This is a genomic window from Pseudomonas sp. PWP3-1b2 (assembly GCF_049896045.1).
In the GTDB taxonomy this organism is placed as follows: Bacteria; Pseudomonadota; Gammaproteobacteria; order Pseudomonadales; family Pseudomonadaceae; genus Aquipseudomonas; species Aquipseudomonas antarctica_B.
The window spans coordinates 34036-52348 of record NZ_JAFCTN010000010.1; the positions used below are offsets into that span (position 1 = coordinate 34036).

Annotated in this window: 23 protein-coding genes; 12 read left to right on the forward strand and 11 right to left on the reverse strand. The window is 58.7% G+C overall.

What is annotated here, in order from left to right:
* The first annotated feature begins 1 nt into the window (after position 1).
* Complete coding sequence (locus tag ACP7A2_RS09090; protein WP_426133943.1) at positions 2-613, forward strand: superoxide dismutase; 612 nt, start codon at positions 2-4, stop codon at positions 611-613.
* 31 nt (positions 614-644) lie between these two features.
* Positions 645-1538, forward strand: a complete 894-nt coding sequence (locus tag ACP7A2_RS09095) for a ZIP family metal transporter (protein WP_426133944.1) — start codon at positions 645-647, stop codon at positions 1536-1538.
* 35 nt (positions 1539-1573) lie between these two features.
* Here ACP7A2_RS09095 and ACP7A2_RS09100 read toward each other — a convergent pair whose 3' ends face one another.
* The 10 genes from ACP7A2_RS09100 to ACP7A2_RS09145 all read right to left on the reverse strand — a co-directional run bounded on the left by ACP7A2_RS09100 (position 1574) and on the right by ACP7A2_RS09145 (position 8622).
* Positions 1574-1846, reverse strand: coding sequence for an HPr family phosphocarrier protein (locus tag ACP7A2_RS09100; protein ID WP_426133945.1), 273 nt, complete (start codon positions 1844-1846; stop codon positions 1574-1576).
* A 16-nt stretch (positions 1847-1862) separates the two neighbouring features.
* The gene (gene rapZ, locus ACP7A2_RS09105) at positions 1863-2720 is read right to left on the reverse strand and encodes an RNase adapter RapZ (RefSeq protein ID WP_426133946.1); all 858 of its coding nucleotides are present in this window, start codon (positions 2718-2720) and stop codon (positions 1863-1865) included.
* A 2-nt stretch (positions 2721-2722) separates the two neighbouring features.
* Positions 2723-3187, reverse strand: coding sequence for a PTS IIA-like nitrogen regulatory protein PtsN (gene ptsN, locus ACP7A2_RS09110; RefSeq protein ID WP_426133947.1), 465 nt, complete (start codon positions 3185-3187; stop codon positions 2723-2725).
* Positions 3188-3197: 10 nt separating this feature from the next.
* Positions 3198-3503 (reverse strand): ribosome hibernation-promoting factor, HPF/YfiA family, encoded by a 306-nt coding sequence (gene hpf / locus ACP7A2_RS09115; protein ID WP_027604812.1) that lies wholly within the window; start codon positions 3501-3503, stop codon positions 3198-3200.
* A 75-nt stretch (positions 3504-3578) separates the two neighbouring features.
* Complete coding sequence (locus ACP7A2_RS09120; RefSeq protein WP_426133948.1) at positions 3579-5072, reverse strand: RNA polymerase factor sigma-54; 1494 nt, start codon at positions 5070-5072, stop codon at positions 3579-3581.
* Positions 5073-5257: 185 nt separating this feature from the next.
* Positions 5258-5983 carry an LPS export ABC transporter ATP-binding protein gene (gene lptB, locus ACP7A2_RS09125; protein ID WP_029291791.1) on the reverse strand — a complete coding sequence of 242 codons (726 nt, stop codon included), beginning with the start codon at positions 5981-5983 and terminating at the stop codon, positions 5258-5260.
* On the reverse strand, positions 5983-6555 hold the full coding sequence (gene lptA, locus ACP7A2_RS09130; protein WP_348057521.1) for a lipopolysaccharide transport periplasmic protein LptA: 573 nt from the start codon (positions 6553-6555) through the stop codon (positions 5983-5985). The genes lptB and lptA overlap by 1 nt, the downstream gene beginning before the upstream one ends.
* Positions 6542-7114 carry an LPS export ABC transporter periplasmic protein LptC gene (gene lptC / locus ACP7A2_RS09135; protein WP_426133949.1) on the reverse strand — a complete coding sequence of 191 codons (573 nt, stop codon included), beginning with the start codon at positions 7112-7114 and terminating at the stop codon, positions 6542-6544. The genes lptA and lptC overlap by 14 nt, the downstream gene beginning before the upstream one ends.
* A gap of 8 nt (positions 7115-7122) precedes the next feature.
* A complete protein-coding gene (locus ACP7A2_RS09140; RefSeq protein ID WP_426133950.1) occupies positions 7123-7647 on the reverse strand; it encodes a KdsC family phosphatase in 525 nt (174 codons plus the stop codon).
* Entirely contained in the window at positions 7648-8622 is a 975-nt protein-coding gene (locus ACP7A2_RS09145; protein ID WP_426133951.1) for a KpsF/GutQ family sugar-phosphate isomerase, read from the reverse strand. It abuts the gene before it with no gap.
* Between the two features lie 312 nt (positions 8623-8934).
* Between ACP7A2_RS09145 and ACP7A2_RS09150 the strand changes: the two genes are divergently transcribed.
* The 10 genes from ACP7A2_RS09150 (at position 8935) to hisC (ending at position 16909) form a co-directional block, all read left to right on the forward strand.
* Positions 8935-9744, forward strand: a complete 810-nt coding sequence (locus ACP7A2_RS09150) for an ATP-binding cassette domain-containing protein (RefSeq protein WP_375066347.1) — start codon at positions 8935-8937, stop codon at positions 9742-9744.
* Positions 9744-10541, forward strand: coding sequence for a lipid asymmetry maintenance ABC transporter permease subunit MlaE (gene mlaE, locus ACP7A2_RS09155; protein ID WP_426133952.1), 798 nt, complete (start codon positions 9744-9746; stop codon positions 10539-10541). The genes ACP7A2_RS09150 and mlaE overlap by 1 nt, the downstream gene beginning before the upstream one ends.
* On the forward strand, positions 10541-11008 hold the full coding sequence (gene mlaD / locus ACP7A2_RS09160) for an outer membrane lipid asymmetry maintenance protein MlaD (protein ID WP_426133953.1): 468 nt from the start codon (positions 10541-10543) through the stop codon (positions 11006-11008). The genes mlaE and mlaD overlap by 1 nt, the downstream gene beginning before the upstream one ends.
* 11 nt (positions 11009-11019) lie before the next feature.
* Positions 11020-11670, forward strand: a complete 651-nt coding sequence (locus tag ACP7A2_RS09165) for an MlaC/ttg2D family ABC transporter substrate-binding protein (RefSeq protein ID WP_426133954.1) — start codon at positions 11020-11022, stop codon at positions 11668-11670.
* A complete protein-coding gene (locus tag ACP7A2_RS09170) occupies positions 11667-11972 on the forward strand; it encodes an STAS domain-containing protein (RefSeq protein WP_348062662.1) in 306 nt (101 codons plus the stop codon). The genes ACP7A2_RS09165 and ACP7A2_RS09170 overlap by 4 nt, the downstream gene beginning before the upstream one ends.
* Positions 11973-12086: 114 nt before the next feature.
* Positions 12087-12326 (forward strand): BolA family protein, encoded by a 240-nt coding sequence (locus ACP7A2_RS09175; protein WP_024073478.1) that lies wholly within the window; start codon positions 12087-12089, stop codon positions 12324-12326.
* A 23-nt stretch (positions 12327-12349) separates the two neighbouring features.
* The gene (murA, locus tag ACP7A2_RS09180; RefSeq protein ID WP_426133955.1) at positions 12350-13615 is read left to right on the forward strand and encodes a UDP-N-acetylglucosamine 1-carboxyvinyltransferase; all 1266 of its coding nucleotides are present in this window, start codon (positions 12350-12352) and stop codon (positions 13613-13615) included.
* A gap of 158 nt (positions 13616-13773) precedes the next feature.
* Entirely contained in the window at positions 13774-14409 is a 636-nt protein-coding gene (gene hisG / locus ACP7A2_RS09185) for an ATP phosphoribosyltransferase (RefSeq protein ID WP_003188599.1), read from the forward strand.
* A gap of 127 nt (positions 14410-14536) precedes the next feature.
* Positions 14537-15853: a histidinol dehydrogenase gene (hisD, locus tag ACP7A2_RS09190; protein ID WP_426133956.1), complete on the forward strand. Its 1317-nt coding sequence runs from the start codon at positions 14537-14539 to the stop codon at positions 15851-15853.
* Between the two features lie 3 nt (positions 15854-15856).
* Positions 15857-16909, forward strand: a complete 1053-nt coding sequence (gene hisC, locus ACP7A2_RS09195; RefSeq protein ID WP_426133957.1) for a histidinol-phosphate transaminase — start codon at positions 15857-15859, stop codon at positions 16907-16909.
* Positions 16910-17036: 127 nt separating this feature from the next.
* Here hisC and ACP7A2_RS09200 read toward each other — a convergent pair whose 3' ends face one another.
* Positions 17037-18311: a uracil-xanthine permease family protein gene (locus ACP7A2_RS09200; protein WP_426133958.1), complete on the reverse strand. Its 1275-nt coding sequence runs from the start codon at positions 18309-18311 to the stop codon at positions 17037-17039.
* Positions 18312-18313 lie beyond the last annotated feature (2 nt).

Here is an 18313-nt window from a genome sequence, read left to right on the forward strand (position 1 = left end):
TATGACCTACACCTTGCCTGCCTTGCCCTACGCCTACGACGCCCTGGAACCGCATATCGACGCGCAAACCATGGAAATTCACTACACCAAACACCATCAAACCTACATCAACAACCTTAATGCCGCGGTCGAGGGCACCGAGTTCGCGGGCTGGCCCGTAGAGAAACTGGTGTCCAGCGTTCAAAACCTGCCAGAAAAACTGCGTGCCGCCGTGATCAATCAGGGCGGCGGCCATGCAAACCATTCGCTGTTCTGGGCGGTGATGTCGCCAAAAGGCGGCGGCAAACCCGAAGGTGCGCTGAGCAACGCCATCGATGAGCAATTGGGCGGTTTCGACCGCTTCAAGGAAGCCTTCACCAAAGCGGCCCTGACCCGTTTCGGCAGCGGCTGGGCGTGGTTGAGCGTCACCCCGCAAAAGACCCTGGTGGTGGAAAGCAGTGGCAACCAGGACAGCCCCCTGATGAGTGGCAACACACCGATCCTCGGCCTCGACGTCTGGGAGCACGCTTATTACCTGCAGTACCAGAACCGCCGCCCGGAATACATCAACGCCTTCTATAGTGTAATCAACTGGCCGGAAGTGGCCGCTCGCTACCAGGCCGCCTTGGTCTGACATTCACCTATAACAAGATCTAAGGCCGACTATGGGCACTGAAACACTGGCGATCAGCAGCGTGCGAATGTTTCGTTATGCGTTTGGCTCGCTGCTGCTATTGGCAGGTACTGCATTGCTGGTGGCCCAGGGGCTCGCCTGGCTGGACCCGGAACCGCGCATGCTGCGCGCCTTGCAGGGTGGAGCATTGTGCGCGCTCGGCACGGCGCTGGGCGCGGTACCTGTGTTGGTTATTCGTCGAATGCCGGCGGCGCTGAGCGATACCCTGCTGGGTTTTGGTGCGGGGGTAATGCTGGCGGCAACGGCGTTTTCGTTGATCGTCCCTGGCATCGCTGCTGCCGAAAGCCTGGGGCTCTCGCCCTGGAAGGCCAGTGGTTTGATCAGTCTCGGCATCATGCTGGGCGCGTTCGGGCTGTACCTGGTCGACCGCAGGGTCTCCGGAGCGAGTCCGGAAATGCTGGTGGGCACGCCGGACAAACCGGTGATTCCCCCGCGCATCTGGCTGTTCGTGTTTGCGATCATTGCCCACAACATTCCGGAAGGCATGGCCGTCGGCGTTTCTGCTGGCGGCGGTATGCCGGATGCCGACAGCCTGGCCATGGGGATTGCTCTGCAGGACGTGCCGGAAGGCCTGGTGATCGCGCTGGTTTTGGCCGGGGCGGGTATGTCGCGGGTAAGGGCGTTCCTGATCGGTGCGGCGTCAGGGCTGGTCGAACCGGTGTTTGCCGTGCTCTGTGCCTGGCTGGTGAGCCTGGCCGAAATGCTCTTGCCCTTGGGGTTGGCGCTGGCTGCGGGGGCGATGCTGTTGGTGGTGACTCACGAGGTGATTCCCGAATCACGCCGCAACGGCCACGAAAAGCTCGCCAGCCTGGGGCTGTGCATCGGGTTTTGTTTGATGATGGTGATGGATACTGCCCTGGGGTGAAGCCGCTGCGGCGTCACCGTTCTGAAAGGGTGGGTTTACTCACCCTCATCAAAGTAGTTATTGATCAGCTCAACCAGTGCATCCATCGCTTCCTGTTCTTGCTCGCCTTCAGTCTTCAAGTGAATCCTGGTGCCTTTACCGGCAGCCAACATCATCATGGCCATGATGCTTTTGCCATCGACCATGGAATCCGGGGTACGCCCGGCGCGGATCTGGCAGGGAAATTTTCCGGCAACACCGACGAACTTGGCAGAAGCCCGGGCGTGCAGGCCCAGCTTGTTGATGATTTCAATTTCCAGAGCGGGCATCGCGGGGGTGTTCCTTTCAGCTAAGGTCGCGGTGGCGGACCTGAACGTTCTTGAGGGTTTGTTGCAGCACTTGGCCAAGACGCTCGGTCAGGTAGACGGAACGGTGATGGCCACCGGTGCAGCCAATGGCAATGGTGACATACGCCCGGTTGCTGGCGGCAAAGCGCGGCAGCCATTTGAGCAGGTAACTGGAAATGTCCTGGAACATCTCTTCCACATCCGGCTGTGCCGCGAGGTAGTCGGCTACAGGCTGATCCAGCCCGGACTGAGCACGTAACTCTGGCTTCCAGTAAGGATTCGGCAGGCAACGCACGTCGAAGACCAGGTCGGCATCCACCGGCATCCCCCGCTTGAAGCCAAACGACTCTACAAGAAAAGCCGTGCCAGGCTCCGGCTGGTTCAGAAGGCGCAACTTGATGGCGTCGCGCAGCTGATACAGGTTCAGAGCGGTGGTATTGATTTTGAGGTCGGCGAGGTCAATGATCGGCCCCAACAGGGTCGTCTCGTCCTCAATGGCTTCGGCCAGGGAGCGGTGCGGGCTGCTGAGGGGGTGACGGCGACGGGTTTCAGAAAAGCGCTTCAGCAGTGTTTCTTCATCCGCATCCAGGTAGAGCACATCGCAATGAATGTGCTTGGCCCGCACTTCTTCGAGCAATTCAGGGAATCGCGAGAGGTGGCTGGGCAGGTTGCGGGCGTCAATCGAAACGGCGACCAGAGGCTGCGCCAGTTCGGTGTGGATAAGGGCACGCTCCGCCAGCTCCGGCAGCAGGCCGGCCGGCAGGTTGTCGATGCAATAGAAACCACTGTCCTCAAGAACATTAAGGGCGGTGCTTTTACCCGAGCCGGATCGGCCGCTGACGATGATCAAACGCATGATTACTGCCTGTTTTGTTCATCCAGAACGACCTGATAGAGCGCTTCATTGCTGCTGGCGCTGCGCAGTTTGTCGCGTACTTCCTTTCGGTCGAGCATGCTGGCGATCTGCCGAAGCAGTTCCAGGTGAGCGTCGGTGGCGGCTTGCGGGACCAGCAGCACGAACAGCAGGTCAACCGGAGCACCGTCGATGGCGTCGAAATCGATGGGATGGTCCAAGTGCAGCAGGGCGCTGACAGGCGTCTCGCAGCCTTTGAGGCGGCAGTGGGGAATAGCGATGCCGTTACCAAAACCGGTCGAGCCAAGTTTTTCACGGGCAATCAATGCCTCGTACACAGTTTGCGTTTCCAGTTCGGGCACTTCGCGGCCGATCAGGTTGGCAATTTGTTCGAGGGCGCGTTTTTTACTGCCGCCCGGCACATTCACGAGGGAACGGCCGGGGGTCAGAATGGTTTCAAGTCGAATCATGGGGGGAGAGTTAACGACCTGTGCCTTGTAGCAGGCTCAGATTCTTTTCCTTATGCTTTTTGAGTTGGCGGTCAAGCTTGTCGGTGAGCAAGTCGATCGACGCGTACATGTCTTCATGCTCGGCATTGGCAACAACTTCACCACCGGGAATCTGAAGGGTGGCTTCGATCTTCTGCTGAAGCTTATCGACCTTCATGATGACTTGCACGTTGGTGATCTTGTCGAAATGACCCTCCAGCTTCCTGAGCTTCTGCTCGACATAGTCGCGCAGTGGAGGGGTGACTTCTACATGGTGTCCACTGATGTTGACTTGCATACAGCTTCTCCTTCGTTGCCAGTGCATAAAGCGACGGGTAGGAATACCCGTCACTGGAACGCTATGGCCCGCCCGTCACATCAAACGCTTACGCTCGCTGGAAGGCGCGATCCCGAGGGACTCGCGGTACTTGGCGACGGTTCGACGGGCGACCTGAATGCCTTGTGCCTCCAGTAAACCAGCGATCTTACTGTCACTCAATGGCTTTTTCTGATTTTCCGCGGCAACCAGTTTTTTGATGATCGCGCGGATCGCCGTGGACGAGCATTCGCCGCCTTCGGAGGTGCTGACGTGGCTGGAGAAAAAGTATTTCAACTCATAAATACCGCGCGGGGTATGCATGAATTTCTGGGTAGTCACCCGGGAAATCGTCGATTCGTGCATGCCCACCGCTTCGGCGATGTCGTGCAGAACGAGCGGTTTCATCGCTTCGTCGCCATATTCCAGGAAGCCGCGCTGATGCTCGACGATCTGGGTAGCCACTTTCATCAATGTTTCGTTACGGCTTTGCAGGCTCTTGATGAACCAGCGTGCCTCCTGCAACTGGTTGCGCATGAACGTGTTGTCGGCGCTGGTGTCTGCGCGGCGCACAAAACCTGCGTATTGCGGATTGACCCGCAGGCGCGGCACCGATTCCTGATTCAGCTCCACCAGCCAGCGTTCGTTGTGCTTGCGCACAATCACATCAGGCACGACGTATTCGGCTTCGCTGGACTCAATCTGCGAGCCTGGGCGTGGGTTCAGGCTTTGCACCAGCTCGATCACCTGGCGCAGGTCATCTTCCTTGAGCTTCATGCGGCGCATCAACTGGCTGTAGTCACGGCTGCCCAGCAGGTCGATGTAGTCGGTAACCAGGCGCTGGGCTTCGCTGAGCCACGGCGTCTTGGCCGGCAGTTGGCGCAATTGCAGCAACAGGCACTCGCTGAGGGTGCGCGCGCCAATACCGGCGGGCTCAAATTGCTGGATGCGGTGCAGGACAGCTTCGATTTCGTCCAGCTCGATGTCCAGTTCCGGGTTGAATGCCTCAAGGATTTCCTCAAGGGTTTCGTCCAGGTAGCCCTGATTATTGATGCAGTCGATCAGAGTGACAGCGATCAGGCGATCGGTGTCGGACATCGGTGCCAGGTTCAGTTGCCACAACAAGTGGCTTTGCAGGCTCTCTCCGGCAGACGTACGGGTGGTGAAGTCCCACTCGTCATCATCATTGCTGGGCAGGCTGCTGGCGCTGGTCTGGTAAACGTCTTCCCACGCGGTGTCCACGGGAAGCTCGTTGGGGATGCGTTCGTTCCATTCGCCTTCCTCAAGGTTGTCCACCGTAGGGGCGGTTTCCTGGTAGGAGGGTTCCTGCACGTCGGGATTGGGTTTTTGCTCGATGTTGTCGGCCAGCGGGTCTGCATTATCGAAGTCGTCGCCTTCTTCCTGGCGCTCGAGCATCGGATTGGATTCCAAGGCCTCCTGGATTTCCTGTTGCAGGTCCAGGGTCGACAATTGGAGCAGGCGGATGGCCTGTTGCAGCTGCGGTGTCATCGTCAGCTGCTGGCCCATTCTCAGGACTAGCGATGGTTTCATGGCAGGGGCTTAACACCTTATTCGCCGGCGCAATGCGCCATCCACGACAGGGCGCGTGAGCGCCAAACATAAGCAAATTATATGCCTGATATCGGGGGCTTTGCCTAGAGCGCGGTAACAATAAAAAAACCGAGGTTTTTATTGACTCCCGCGCACTCTGGCAAACAACCGCAACACCACACTGCTTACAGGCGGAACTCGTGGCCCAGGTACACTTCCTTGACCAGTTCGTTGGCCAGGATAGTCGCGGAATCGCCTTCGGCGATCAGCTGGCCATCGTTGACGATGTAAGCCGTTTCACAGATATCGAGCGTCTCACGAACGTTGTGGTCAGTGATCAACACGCCAATGCCCTTGGCCTTGAGGTGATGGATGATCTGCTTGATGTCGCCGACCGAGATAGGGTCGACGCCGGCAAACGGTTCGTCCAGCAGGATGAACTTGGGCGCGGTGGCCAGGGCGCGGGCGATTTCCACACGGCGACGCTCACCGCCGGACAAGCTCATGCCGAGGTTGTCGCGAATGTGGTTGATATGGAATTCCTGCAGCAGGCTTTCCAGCTCCTGTCGACGGCCATCACGGTCGAGTTCCTTGCGGGTCTCCAGGATCGCCATGATGTTGTCGGACACCGAGAGCTTGCGGAAGATCGACGCTTCCTGAGGAAGATAGCCGATACCTGCGCGAGCACGACCGTGCATCGGCTGGTGGCTGACATCCAGGTCGTCGATCAATACGCGACCTTGGTCAGCCTGCACCAAACCGACAATCATGTAGAAACAGGTGGTCTTGCCGGCACCGTTGGGGCCGAGCAGACCGACGATCTGGCCGCTGTCGATCGACAGGCTCACATCGCGCACGACTTGACGGCTTTTATAGGCCTTGGCCAGATGCTGGGCTTTCAGGGTTGCCATTAATTGGCCTTCTTCGCAGCGGGTTTAGGCGCAGGAGCAGCGCCTTCTTTCTGCTTCGGCTGGATAACCATGTCGATGCGCGGCTTCGGAGTACCGATTTTTGCGCCGGTGGCACGACCGGCCTGGGCGATCTGCTTCACGGTGTCATAGGTGATTTTTTCACCGTCAGTGGTGTTGCCATCACTGCTGACTACCCGGGCCTGATCGATCAGGATGATGCGGTTCTGCTGGGCGTGATACTGGATGGTCCTGCCGTAGCCCTTCATTGGCGCAGGGTCTGCAGCGGCCTGCTTCTGTTCGAAGTAGGCGAGGTTACCCACCGAGGTCACCACATCAATGTCGCCAGCCGGGGTGCGCGTGAGCGTCACTGTGTTGCCAGTGATTTTCATCGAGCCCTGGGTGATGATCACACCGCCCGTGTAGGTCGCGACACCTTGCTTGTCATCCAGCTGAGCATCGTCAGCCTGAATGTGGATAGGTTGCTCGCTATCGTTCGGCAGAGCCCAGGCGCTCACGCTTCCCAGTGCTGCGCCCAGACTGAGCAAAATAGGGAGAGTTTTAACGAGCCTCATACTGTCCTCTTACGTTCGATAGCAGGTGTATCCTGCTTTCTTTCAAATACGCTTTCATTCCCTTGCCAGTCGATACACCGCCAGCGCCGTCGATTCTAACGTCTTGCTCGGTCTGCGCATATTGCTGTTGTGGGAAAACGGTCATGCGACTGCTGGTAATAATGGTGTCGCGGTTCTTCTCGTCGGTGCGCGCAACGCGAACCGAGTCAATCAGTTCAACCTGAGTACCGTCCGGGTTGACCTCGCCACGCTTACTGGTGACGTGCCATGGAAATTCGGTTCCCTTGTACAGATTCAGGTCCGGGTTGGTCAGTAAAGTGACCTCGGAGGACTTTATATGATCGACTCTGTCGGCCGTCATTTCGTACTGAACCTTGCCGTCAGGCAGGAACTGCACGCTGTAGGCATTGGTTGCGTAATAGTCGATAACGCTTTCATCAACCTTTGCAACAGGCTTGTCGAGGAAGCGTTCCGGGCTGATATTCCAGTAGCCTACCGCCAGGAACAGCGCGGCGATGACTCCGAACAGCAGGAAGTTACGAATCTTTTTGCTCAGCATAAAACGCTCTATAGGTAGGCGGCGTGGGCCGCTTCAAGACTGCCTTGGGCGCGCAGGATCAACTCGCAGAACTCGCGGGCGGCGCCTTCACCGCCACGGGCGGTAGTGATGCCATGGGCGTGTTCGCGAACAAAAGCCGCCGCATTTGCAACGGCCATGCCCAGGCCCACTCGGCGAATCACCGGCAGGTCGGGCAGGTCGTCACCCAAGTAGGCGACCTGCTCATAGCTTAGGTTGAGTTGGCCAAGAAGCTCGTCCAGAACCACCAGTTTATCCTCGCGGCCTTGATACAGGTGAGGAATCCCCAGGTTTTGTGCGCGGCGTTCCACTACCGGTGTCTTTCGACCGCTGATAATCGCCGTTTGCACACCCGCCGCCATCAACATTTTAATGCCCTGGCCGTCGAGAGTATTGAACGTCTTGAATTCACTGCCATCTTCGAGGAAGTAGAGGCGGCCGTCAGTCAGCACGCCATCCACGTCGAAAATCGCCAATTTGATGTGTTTGCCGCGTTGCAGCAGGTCGGCTGTCATTTACATCACTCCCGCACGCAGCAAGTCGTGCATGTTCAGGGCGCCAATCGGGCGGTCGTCGCGATCTACAACCACCAGCGCGAGAATTTTATGGTCTTCCATGATCTTCAAGGCTTCGGCCGCGAGCATGTCAGGGCGTGCGGTCTTGCCGTGCGGGGTCATCACCTCATCAATTCGGGCGGTTTGAATATCCAGGTTGCGGTCCAGGGCGCGGCGCAGGTCGCCGTCGGTGAATACTCCGGCGAGGCGGCCGTCGGCTTCCAGGATGGCGGTCATGCCCAGGCGCTTGAGACTCATCTCCATCAAGGCTTCCTTGAGCAAGGCACCGCGCTGCACGTTAGGCAGTTCGTCACCGCTGTGCATCACATTTTCGACTTTCAACAGCAGCCGACGGCCAAGGGCACCGCCGGGGTGCGAAAACGCGAAATCTTCAGCAGTAAAACCGCGTGCGTCCAGCAACGCCACGGCCAGGGCGTCGCCCATGACCAGCGCGGCAGTGGTGGAGGAGGTCGGCGCCAGGTTCAAGGGGCAAGCTTCATGGTCCACGTGAACGTTAAGGTTCACTTCGGCAGCCTTGGCTAGCGTTGAGTCGGGGTTGCCGGTAATGCTGATCATCTGGATACCCAGGCGTTTGATCAGCGGCAGCAGGGTCACGATTTCATTGGTGGTGCCGGAGTTGGACAGCGCCAGGATGATGTCATCCTTGGTGATCATGCCCATGTCGCCGTGGCTGGCTTCGGCCGGATGCACGAAAAACGCCGTGGTCCCGGTGCTGGCCAATGTGGCGGCGATCTTGTTGCCGACGTGGCCGGATTTGCCCATGCCGACCACGACAACGCGGCCCTTGCTGGCCAGAATCATCTCGCAGGCACGTACGAAATCCGCGTCGATATGGGCCAGTAAACCTTCTACGGCTTCAAGCTCGAGGCGGATGGTGCGTTGTGCGGATTGAATAAGGTCGCTGGATTGGCTCATGTCTGGAATCGTATAGCCTGACGAAAAGTCGGCGATTATAGCGGTAATGATCAATTCCCTCACATAAGTTCGTCAGCCTTTATTCGTCGGGTGTATGAGATTCATGATCTGTAACACAGTCAGCAACGTTTTTTCCCTGTCCAAAATCTGAACAACCACAGTTCCGCCCTTGGGGGCTCTGCATCAGCAGTGATATAGTTCGCCGCCAGTTCGGCCCGCCCAACCCATGTCGCCAATTTATTGCACATTCGTAAGTAAACGAAAGTCACACACATGGTGTCTGAGTGAAAGGCTGCATCCCAAGGAGATTAGATGAGTGCCGATAACGCCTACGCGGTCGAGCTGAAGGGTCTTACCTTCAAGCGCGGGACGCGCAGCATCTTCAATAACGTCGATATTCGCATTCCCCGCGGTAAAGTCACGGGCATCATGGGGCCTTCCGGTTGTGGCAAGACCACGCTGTTGCGTCTGATGGGCATGCAATTGCGGCCCAATGCCGGCGAAGTGTGGGTCAACGGCCAGAACCTGCCGACGCTGTCGCGCAGCGATCTGTTCGATGCCCGCAAGCACATGGGCGTGTTGTTCCAGAGCGGTGCGCTGTTTACCGACCTCGACGTTTTCGAAAACGTGGCTTTTCCGCTGCGGGTGCATACCCAGCTGTCCGATGAAATGATTCGGGACATCGTGTTGTTGAAGCTGCAGGCCGTAGGCCTTCGCGGCGCCATCGACCTGATGCCCGACGAGTTGTCCGGCGGGATGAAGCGCCGTGTGGCCCTGGCGCGAGCCATTGCCCTCGATCCGCAAATCCTTATGTACGACGAGCCATTCGTAGGCCAGGACCCGATCGCCATGGGTGTGTTGGTGCGCTTGATCCGCCTGCTCAACGATGCACTGGGAATCACCAGTATCGTGGTGTCCCACGACTTGGCCGAAACCGCGAGCATTGCCGACTACTTATATGTGGTGGGCGATGGTCAGGTGTTGGGGCAGGGCACGCCGCAAGAGCTGATGAACGCTGACAACCCGCGCATTCGCCAATTCATGACCGGCGATCCCGATGGCCCGGTGCCTTTTCATTTTCCGGCAGCGGACTACCGCTCAGATCTTCTGGGGAAGCGCTGATGCGCAAGAAATCTTTACTCGAGAAGGTGCGTCTTTTTGGTCGCTCCGGTATCGACTTGGTCGAAGTGCTTGGGCGCTCGACCATTTTCCTGTTTCACGCCTTGCTTGGCCGTGGCGGCATTGGCGGCGGTTTCGGCTTGCTGCTCAAACAGTTGCACTCAGTGGGCGTGATGTCCCTGGTCATTATTGTGGTGTCCGGGATTTTCATCGGCATGGTGCTGGCGTTGCAGGGGTTCAATATCCTCTCCAGCTACGGTTCCGAGCAGGCCGTGGGGCAGATGGTTGCCCTGACGCTGCTGCGGGAACTGGGTCCGGTGGTCACCGCCTTGCTGTTTGCTGGTCGCGCAGGTTCTGCACTGACGGCTGAAATCGGCAATATGAAATCCACCGAGCAGTTGTCCAGCCTTGAAATGATTGGCGTGGACCCGCTCAAGTACATTGTTGCCCCGCGCCTGTGGGCCGGCTTCATTTCCCTGCCACTGCTGGCGATGATCTTCAGCGTGGTAGGCATTTGGGGCGGTTCATGGGTGGCGGTTGACTGGTTGGGCGTCTATGACGGCTCTTACTGGGGCAACATGCAAAACAGTGTGACCTTCAGCGGCGACGTGCTCAACGGCATCATAAAAAGCATCGTCTTCGCCTTTGTTGTGACCTGGATCGCCGTATTCCAAGGCTACGACTGTGAGCCCACTTCCGAAGGGATCAGTCGTGCCACCACCAAGACCGTTGTGTACGCCTCGCTGGCGGTACTGGGCCTTGACTTCATTTTGACCGCCTTGATGTTTGGAGATTTCTGATGCAAAACCGCACTGTGGAAATCGGTGTCGGCCTTTTCTTGCTGGCTGGCATCCTGGCTTTACTGTTGCTGGCCCTGCGAGTCAGCGGCCTTTCGGCCAGCCCCACCGCCGATACTTATAAACTTTACGCGTACTTCGACAATATCGCCGGTTTGACTGTCAGAGCTAAAGTGACCATGGCCGGTGTAACCATCGGCAAGGTCACGGCAATCGATCTGGATCGCGACAGCTTCACCGGGCGAGTGACCATGCAGATAGACAAGAAGGTAGATAACCTGCCGACTGACTCAACTGCATCTATCCTCACTGCGGGTCTGCTGGGCGAGAAGTACATCGGTATCAGCGTGGGTGGGGAAACAGCCCTGCTCAAGGATGGCTCGACAATCCACGACACACAGTCGTCGCTGGTGCTTGAAGACCTGATCGGTAAATTCCTGCTTAATACGGTCAATAAAGACGCCAAATGAGGAATCTGTTCATGATCTCTACCTTGCGACGTGGCCTGCTGGTACTGTTTGCAGCGCTGCCGCTGATGGCTAACGCGGCGGGTTCTGCGCACGATCTGGTGCAGGACACGACCAGCAAAATGTTGGCTGACCTGACCGCCAATAAAGAGCAGTACAAGCAAGACCCCACCAGGTTTTACGAAGCGCTCAACACGATTGTTGGCCCTGTGGTCGATGCCGAGGGTATTTCCAAAAGCATCATGACGGTCAAGTATTCGCGCAAGGCTACCCCTGCGCAGATGCAAACATTCCAGGAAAACTTCAAAAAGGGCCTGTTCCAGTTCTACGGTAACGCCTTGCTGGAGTACAACAACCAGGGCATCACCGTTGCACCGGCTGGTGACGAGTCGGGTGATCGCACCAGCGTTAACATGACCGTTAAAGGCACCAACGGCGCGGTCTACCCTGTCCAGTACACGCTGGAGAAGGTCAACGGCGAGTGGAAACTGCGCAACGTGATCATCAACGGCATCAACATTGGCAAGCTGTTCCGTGACCAGTTTGCCGACGCGATGCAGCGTAATGGCAACGATCTGGACAAGACCATCAATGGTTGGGCCGGCGAAGTTGCCAAAGCCAAGGAAGAAACCGACAAGCAAGCTGCCGGGAAGCCTGCGCAATGACCGAGTCGGCTGTTCGTCTAGGCGATGCCGGTGAGTTGTTTCTCAGCGGCGTGCTCGATTACCGCTCCGGGCCTGATCTGCGCAAGCAGGGCCAGGCCCTGATCAATGCCAGTACTGCGCCTGCGCTGGTGCTGGATTGTTCGGCGGTGACCAAGTCGAGCAGCGTCGGCTTGTCTTTGTTGCTGTGCTTCATGCGTGACGCAGAGGCGGCAAAAAAGCCGGTCAGCATCCGCGCATTGCCTGAAGACATGCGTGAAATCGCAGAAGTTTCCGGTTTGACCGAGTTGTTGGCGCATCCTTAATACACATTATTAAAGAAGCCCCCCGTCAGAGTCCTGCTATGCGGGGTTCGCAGGCGCGGGGCTTTTTTGTATGATGTGCGACCCGCGCGCACTGGGCGCCCATAGAGGTTGATCATGCAGGCCCTAGAAGTTAAAAGCTTCCTTGAAGGAAAGCTGCCCGAAACCAAGGTTGAAGTTGAGGGCGAAGGCTGCAATTTCCAGCTGAACGTGATTAGCGATGAACTGGCGGCTTTGAGCCCGGTCAAGCGTCAACAGCAGATCTATGCCCATTTAAACCCGTGGATCACCGATGGCAGCATCCATGCGGTCACTATGAAATTTTTCAGCCGCGCGGCCTGGGCCGAGCGCACCTGAGCCCCCAAGGCGTCGAGATTCTTATGGATAAATTGATTATTACCGGCGGTGTTCGTCTTGATGGCGAGATCCGCATTTCCGGTGCTAAAAACTCCGCCCTGCCGATTCTGGCAGCGACCCTGCTGTGCGATGGCCCGGTAACCGTGGCCAACCTGCCGCACCTGCACGACATCACCACCATGATCGAGCTGTTCGGTCGCATGGGCATCGAGCCGGTGATCGACGAAAAACTGTCGGTCGAAATCGATCCGCGCACCATCAAGACCCTGATCGCCCCGTACGAGCTGGTGAAAACCATGCGTGCCTCGATCCTGGTGCTCGGCCCAATGGTTGCCCGTTTCGGCGAGGCTGAAGTAGCCCTGCCTGGCGGTTGCGCCATCGGCTCGCGTCCGGTTGACCTGCACATCCGTGGCCTTGAAGCCATGGGCGCGACCATCGACGTGGAAGGCGGCTACATCAAGGCCAAGGCGCCGGAAGGCGGCCTGCGTGGCGCGAACTTCTTCTTTGATACCGTCAGCGTAACCGGTACCGAGAACATCATGATGGCCGCTGCATTGGCCAACGGCCGCAGCGTGTTGCAAAACGCCGCCCGCGAGCCGGAAGTGGTCGACCTCGCCAATTTCCTGATCGCCATGGGTGCCAACATCACTGGCGCCGGCACTGACACCATCACCATCGACGGTGTTAAGCGCCTGCACTCGGCCACCTATAAAGTGATGCCGGACCGTATCGAGACCGGCACCTACCTGGTCGCTGCTGCTGTGACCGGTGGCCGCGTCAAGGTCAAGGACACTGATCCGACCATCCTCGAGTCTGTGCTGGAAAAACTCAAGGAAGCCGGTGCTGAAATCACCACCGGTGAAGACTGGATCGAGCTGAACATGCACGGCAAGCGGCCAAAAGCCGTCAACGTGCGTACCGCTCCGTACCCGGCGTTCCCGACCGACATGCAGGCGCAGTTCATTTCCCTGAACGCAATTGCCGAAGGCACCGGTGCCGTGATCGAAACCATCTTCGAAAACCGTTTCATGCACGTGTATGAACTGCACCGCATGGGCGCGAAGATCCAGGTTGAAGGCAATACGGCCATCGTCACCGGTATCGACAAGCTCAAGGGCGCGCCAGTAATGGCCACCGACCTGCGCGCTTCGGCCAGCCTGGTAATCTCGGCGCTGTGCGCGGATGGCGACACCTTGATCGACCGCATCTACCACATCGACCGTGGTTATGAGTGCATCGAAGAGAAGCTGCAGATGCTCGGCGCGAAAATCCGCCGCGTACCGGGCTAGTAACACTGTCATTGTGGCGAGGGAGAGCGCTCCCTCGCCACAGGACTGCGTTTGCTGCCAACGGATTTTTTTCAAATCGAGGCTGTAATGGCCTCGATCTGTGTCTGGCGCCGTTTGCGACCGGACAGCAATAGCCTGATGAAGGACTGACGTTTCCCATGTTGACCATCGCACTGTCCAAGGGCCGCATCCTTGACGACACTTTGCCGCTTCTGGCTGAAGCGGGCATCGTGCCAACCGAGAATCCGGACAAGAGCCGCAAGCTGATCATCCCCACGACCCAGGACGACGTTCGCCTGTTGATCGTGCGGGCTACCGACGTACCGACCTACGTCGAGCACGGCGCGGCCGACCTTGGCGTCGCCGGTAAGGACGTGCTGATGGAGTACGGTGGCCAGGGCCTTTACGAGCCATTGGACCTGCGTATCGCCCTGTGCAAGCTGATGACCGCCGGCCGTGTAGGTGACGTCGAACCCAAAGGCCGCCTGCGCGTGGCCACCAAGTTCGTCAACGTTGCCAAGCGCTACTATGCCGAGCAAGGCCGCCAGGTCGACATCATCAAGCTCTACGGCTCGATGGAATTGGCCCCGCTGATCGGCCTGGCCGACAAGATTATCGACGTGGTCGACACCGGCAACACCCTGCGTGCCAACGGTCTCGAGCCCCAGGATTTCATTGCAGACATCAGCTCCCGTCTGATCGTCAACAAAGCATCGATGAAGATGCAGCACGCCCGTATCCAGGCGTTGATCGACACCCTGCGCAAGGCAGTGGAGTCGCGACACCGCGGTTGACTCACCCGCGTAGCTGAAAGGCTACGCCCGTCTATCCGCCTCATAGCCAGAATTCTCAGGTGCCCAAGCGGAGCAAACGGTAGTTTAGGGCGCTTGAGTTTTTGCCAATTCTATTGAGGCCCTCGCTATGACCACGTCCACTGAAATTGCCCGACTCAACGCTGCCGACCCGGATTTCGCCCATCATCTGGATCATCTGCTGAGCTGGGAAAGTGTGTCTGACGACTCGGTCAACGGGCGAGTCCTCGACATCATCAAGGCCGTGCGTGAGCGCGGCGATGCGGCGCTGGTGGACTTCACCCGTCAATTCGACGGTCTGGACGTAAAGTCCATGTCCGACCTGATTTTGCCCCGTGAACGCCTTGAGCTGGCCCTGACGCGCATCACCGCGCCGCAGCGCGAAGCCCTGGAAGTGGCGGCGGCCCGCGTACGCAGCTATCACGAAAAGCAGAAACAGGACTCCTGGAGCTACACCGAGGCCGACGGCACCGTGCTGGGCCAAAAGGTCACGCCGCTGGACCGTGCCGGGTTATACGTGCCCGGCGGCAAGGCCTCTTACCCGTCATCGGTACTGATGAACGCGATTCCGGCCAAAGTGGCGGGCGTGCTCGAAGTGGTCATGGTCGTGCCGACTCCGCGCGGTGAAATCAACGAGCTGGTATTGGCCGCGGCATGCATCGCCGGTGTCGACCGCGTGTTCACCATCGGTGGCGCCCAGGCCGTTGCAGCCTTGGCCTACGGCACCGAAAGCGTACCGAAAGTCGACAAGGTGGTTGGCCCTGGCAACATCTATGTCGCCACCGCCAAGCGCCATGTGTTTGGTCAGGTCGGTATCGACATGATCGCCGGTCCTTCGGAAATTCTGGTGGTGTGCGACGGCCAGACCGACCCGGACTGGATCGCCATGGACCTGTTCTCCCAGGCCGAGCACGACGAAGACGCCCAAGCAATTCTAATCAGCCCTGACGCCGAGTTCCTCGACAAGGTCGCCGCCAGCATCGACAAGCTGCTGCCGACCATGGACCGCGCCGAGATCATCGAGAAGTCGATCAATGGCCGCGGCGCGCTGATCCTGGTGCGCGATATGGAACAAGCCATCGAAGTGGCCAACCGCATCGCCCCGGAACACCTGGAGCTGTCTGTCGCCGACCCACAAGCCTGGCTGCCGTCGATTCGCCACGCCGGTGCGATCTTCATGGGTCGCCACACCAGCGAAGCCCTGGGCGACTACTGCGCGGGTCCCAACCACGTGTTGCCGACATCCGGCACCGCGCGATTCTCATCGCCGCTGGGCGTGTATGACTTCCAGAAGCGTTCGTCGATCATCTTCTGCTCGCCACAGGGCGCCTCCGAGCTGGGCAAGACCGCCTCGGTGCTGGCTCGTGGTGAATCGCTGAGCGCGCACGCGCGCAGCGCCGAATATCGCATTATCAAGGGGGAGTAAGGCATGAGCAGATTCTGGAGCCCTTTCGTCAAGGACCTCGTGCCTTACGTGCCCGGCGAGCAACCGAAACTGACCAAGCTGGTCAAGCTCAACACCAATGAAAACCCGTACGGCCCATCGCCCAAGGCGTTGGCCGCCATGCACGCCGAGTTGAACGACAACCTGCGCCTGTACCCGGACCCCAACAGCGACCTGCTTAAGCAAGCGGTAGCCAGGTACTACGGGATCGACGCAGGCAAGGTGTTCCTTGGCAACGGTTCCGATGAAGTCCTCGCGCATATTTTTCACGGCTTGTTCCAGCACGATTTGCCACTGTTGTTCCCGGACATCAGCTACAGCTTCTATCCAGTGTACTGCGGCCTGTATGGCATCAAGTCTGACCCGGTGCCGCTGGACGAACATTTCCAGATCCGTGTGGCGGACTATGCCAGGCCCAACGGCGGGATCATCTTCCCCAACCCGAACGCGCCGACCGGCTGTGTGCTGGCGCTGGATGCGGTGGAACAGATCCTCAAGGCCAGCCCGGATTCGGTGGTCGTGGTCGATGAAGCCTATATCGACTTTGGCGGCGAAACGGCCATTAGCCTGGTGGATCGCTACCCAAACCTGCTGGTGACGCAAACCCTCTCCAAATCGCGCTCCCTGGCCGGTTTGCGCGTGGGCTTGGCCGTGGGCCATCCGGACCTGATCGAGGCGCTGGAGCGGGTCAAGAACAGCTTCAACTCTTACCCACTGGATCGCCTGGCGATTGTCGGCGCGGCGGCGGCGTTTGAGGACCGTGAGTATTTCGAGAAGACCTGCCAGTTAGTCATCGACAGCCGCAACACGGTGGTCGCGCAGCTGGAGGCCAAGGGGTTTGAAGTGTTGCCGTCGGCGGCGAACTTTATCTTTGCGCGTCATCCGCAGCACGACGCTGCCGGCCTGGCGGCCAAGTTGCGAGAGAAAGGCGTGATCGTGCGGCACTTCAAGCAGGAGCGGATTGCGCAGTTCCTGCGGATCAGCATTGGTACGCCGGAGCAGAACCAGGCGCTGATTGATGGCCTCGGCGAGCTCTAACAGTTACTGAAAATCAAATGTGGGAGCTGGCTTGCCTGCGATGGCGGTGTATTGAACGACAGATATGTCGTCGGTTACACCGCTATCGCAGGCAAGCCAGCTCCCACACTGATTTGCGCTGGGTCAGTTAGATCAGCGGTTCGTCAGGCTTCTTGTTCTTCCAGCCATCATTACCCGGCAGCAGCAGGTTCAGCGCAATCGCCACCACTGCACACAGGGCGATGCCCTTCAGGCCAAAGTCATCCGGGCCCGTGCCGGTGCCGACCAGCACGCCACCAATACCAAACACCAGGGTCACCGACACAATCACCAGATTGCGCGCCTCGCCGAGGTCGATCTTGTGGCGGATCAGCGTGTTCATCCCCACCGCGGCAATCGAACCAAACAGCAGGCACAAAATGCCGCCCATCACCGGAACCGGAATGCTTTGCAGCAATGCGCCGAACTTGCCGATAAACGCCAGGCTGATGGCAAATACCGCCGCCCAGGTCATGATTTTCGGATTGTAGTTCTTGGTCAGCATCACCGCGCCGGTGACTTCGGCGTAGGTGGTATTTGGCGGGCCGCCGAAGAGGCCTGCCGCCGTGGTAGCGATGCCGTCGCCAAGCAAGGTGCGGTGCAGGCCGGGCTTCTTCAGGTAGTCGCGACCGGTCACGCTGCCGACCGCAATCACGCCACCGATATGTTCAATCGCCGGTGCCAGGGCCACCGGGACGATGAACAGAATCGCCTGCCAGTTGAATTCCGGCGCGGTGAAGTGGGGCAGGGCGAACCAGGGGGCGGCTGCAATCTTCGCCGTATCGACCACGCCGAAGTAGAACGCCATGGCAAAACCCACCAGCACGCCGGAGATGATCGGCACCAGGCGGAAGATGCCTTTGCCGAACACCGCCACGATCAACGTGGTCAGCAGCGCCGGCATCGAGATCAGCATCGCGGTCTGGTAATGAATCAACTCGCTGCCGTCGCCGTTCTTGCCCATCGCCATATTGGCGGCAATCGGTGCCATGGCCAGGCCGATGGAGATAATGACCGGGCCGATGACCACTGGCGGCAGCAGCCGGTCAATGAAACCGGTGCCCTTGATCTTCACCGCCAGGCCCAGAAACGTATAGACGAAACCCGCCGCCATCACGCCGCCCATGGTCGCCGCGAGGCCGAATTGGCCCTTGGCAAGAATGATCGGGGTGATAAACGCAAAGCTCGACGCCAAAAACACCGGCACCTGCCGCCCTGTCACAACCTGGAACAACAACGTGCCCAGGCCCGCAGTAAACAACGCAACGTTTGGATCAAGACCTGTGATCAGTGGCATCAACACCAGCGCACCAAATGCTACAAAGAGCATTTGTGCGCCAGACAGGATCTGGCGCCAAAGCGGGTCGTTGAAATCATCCTGCATGC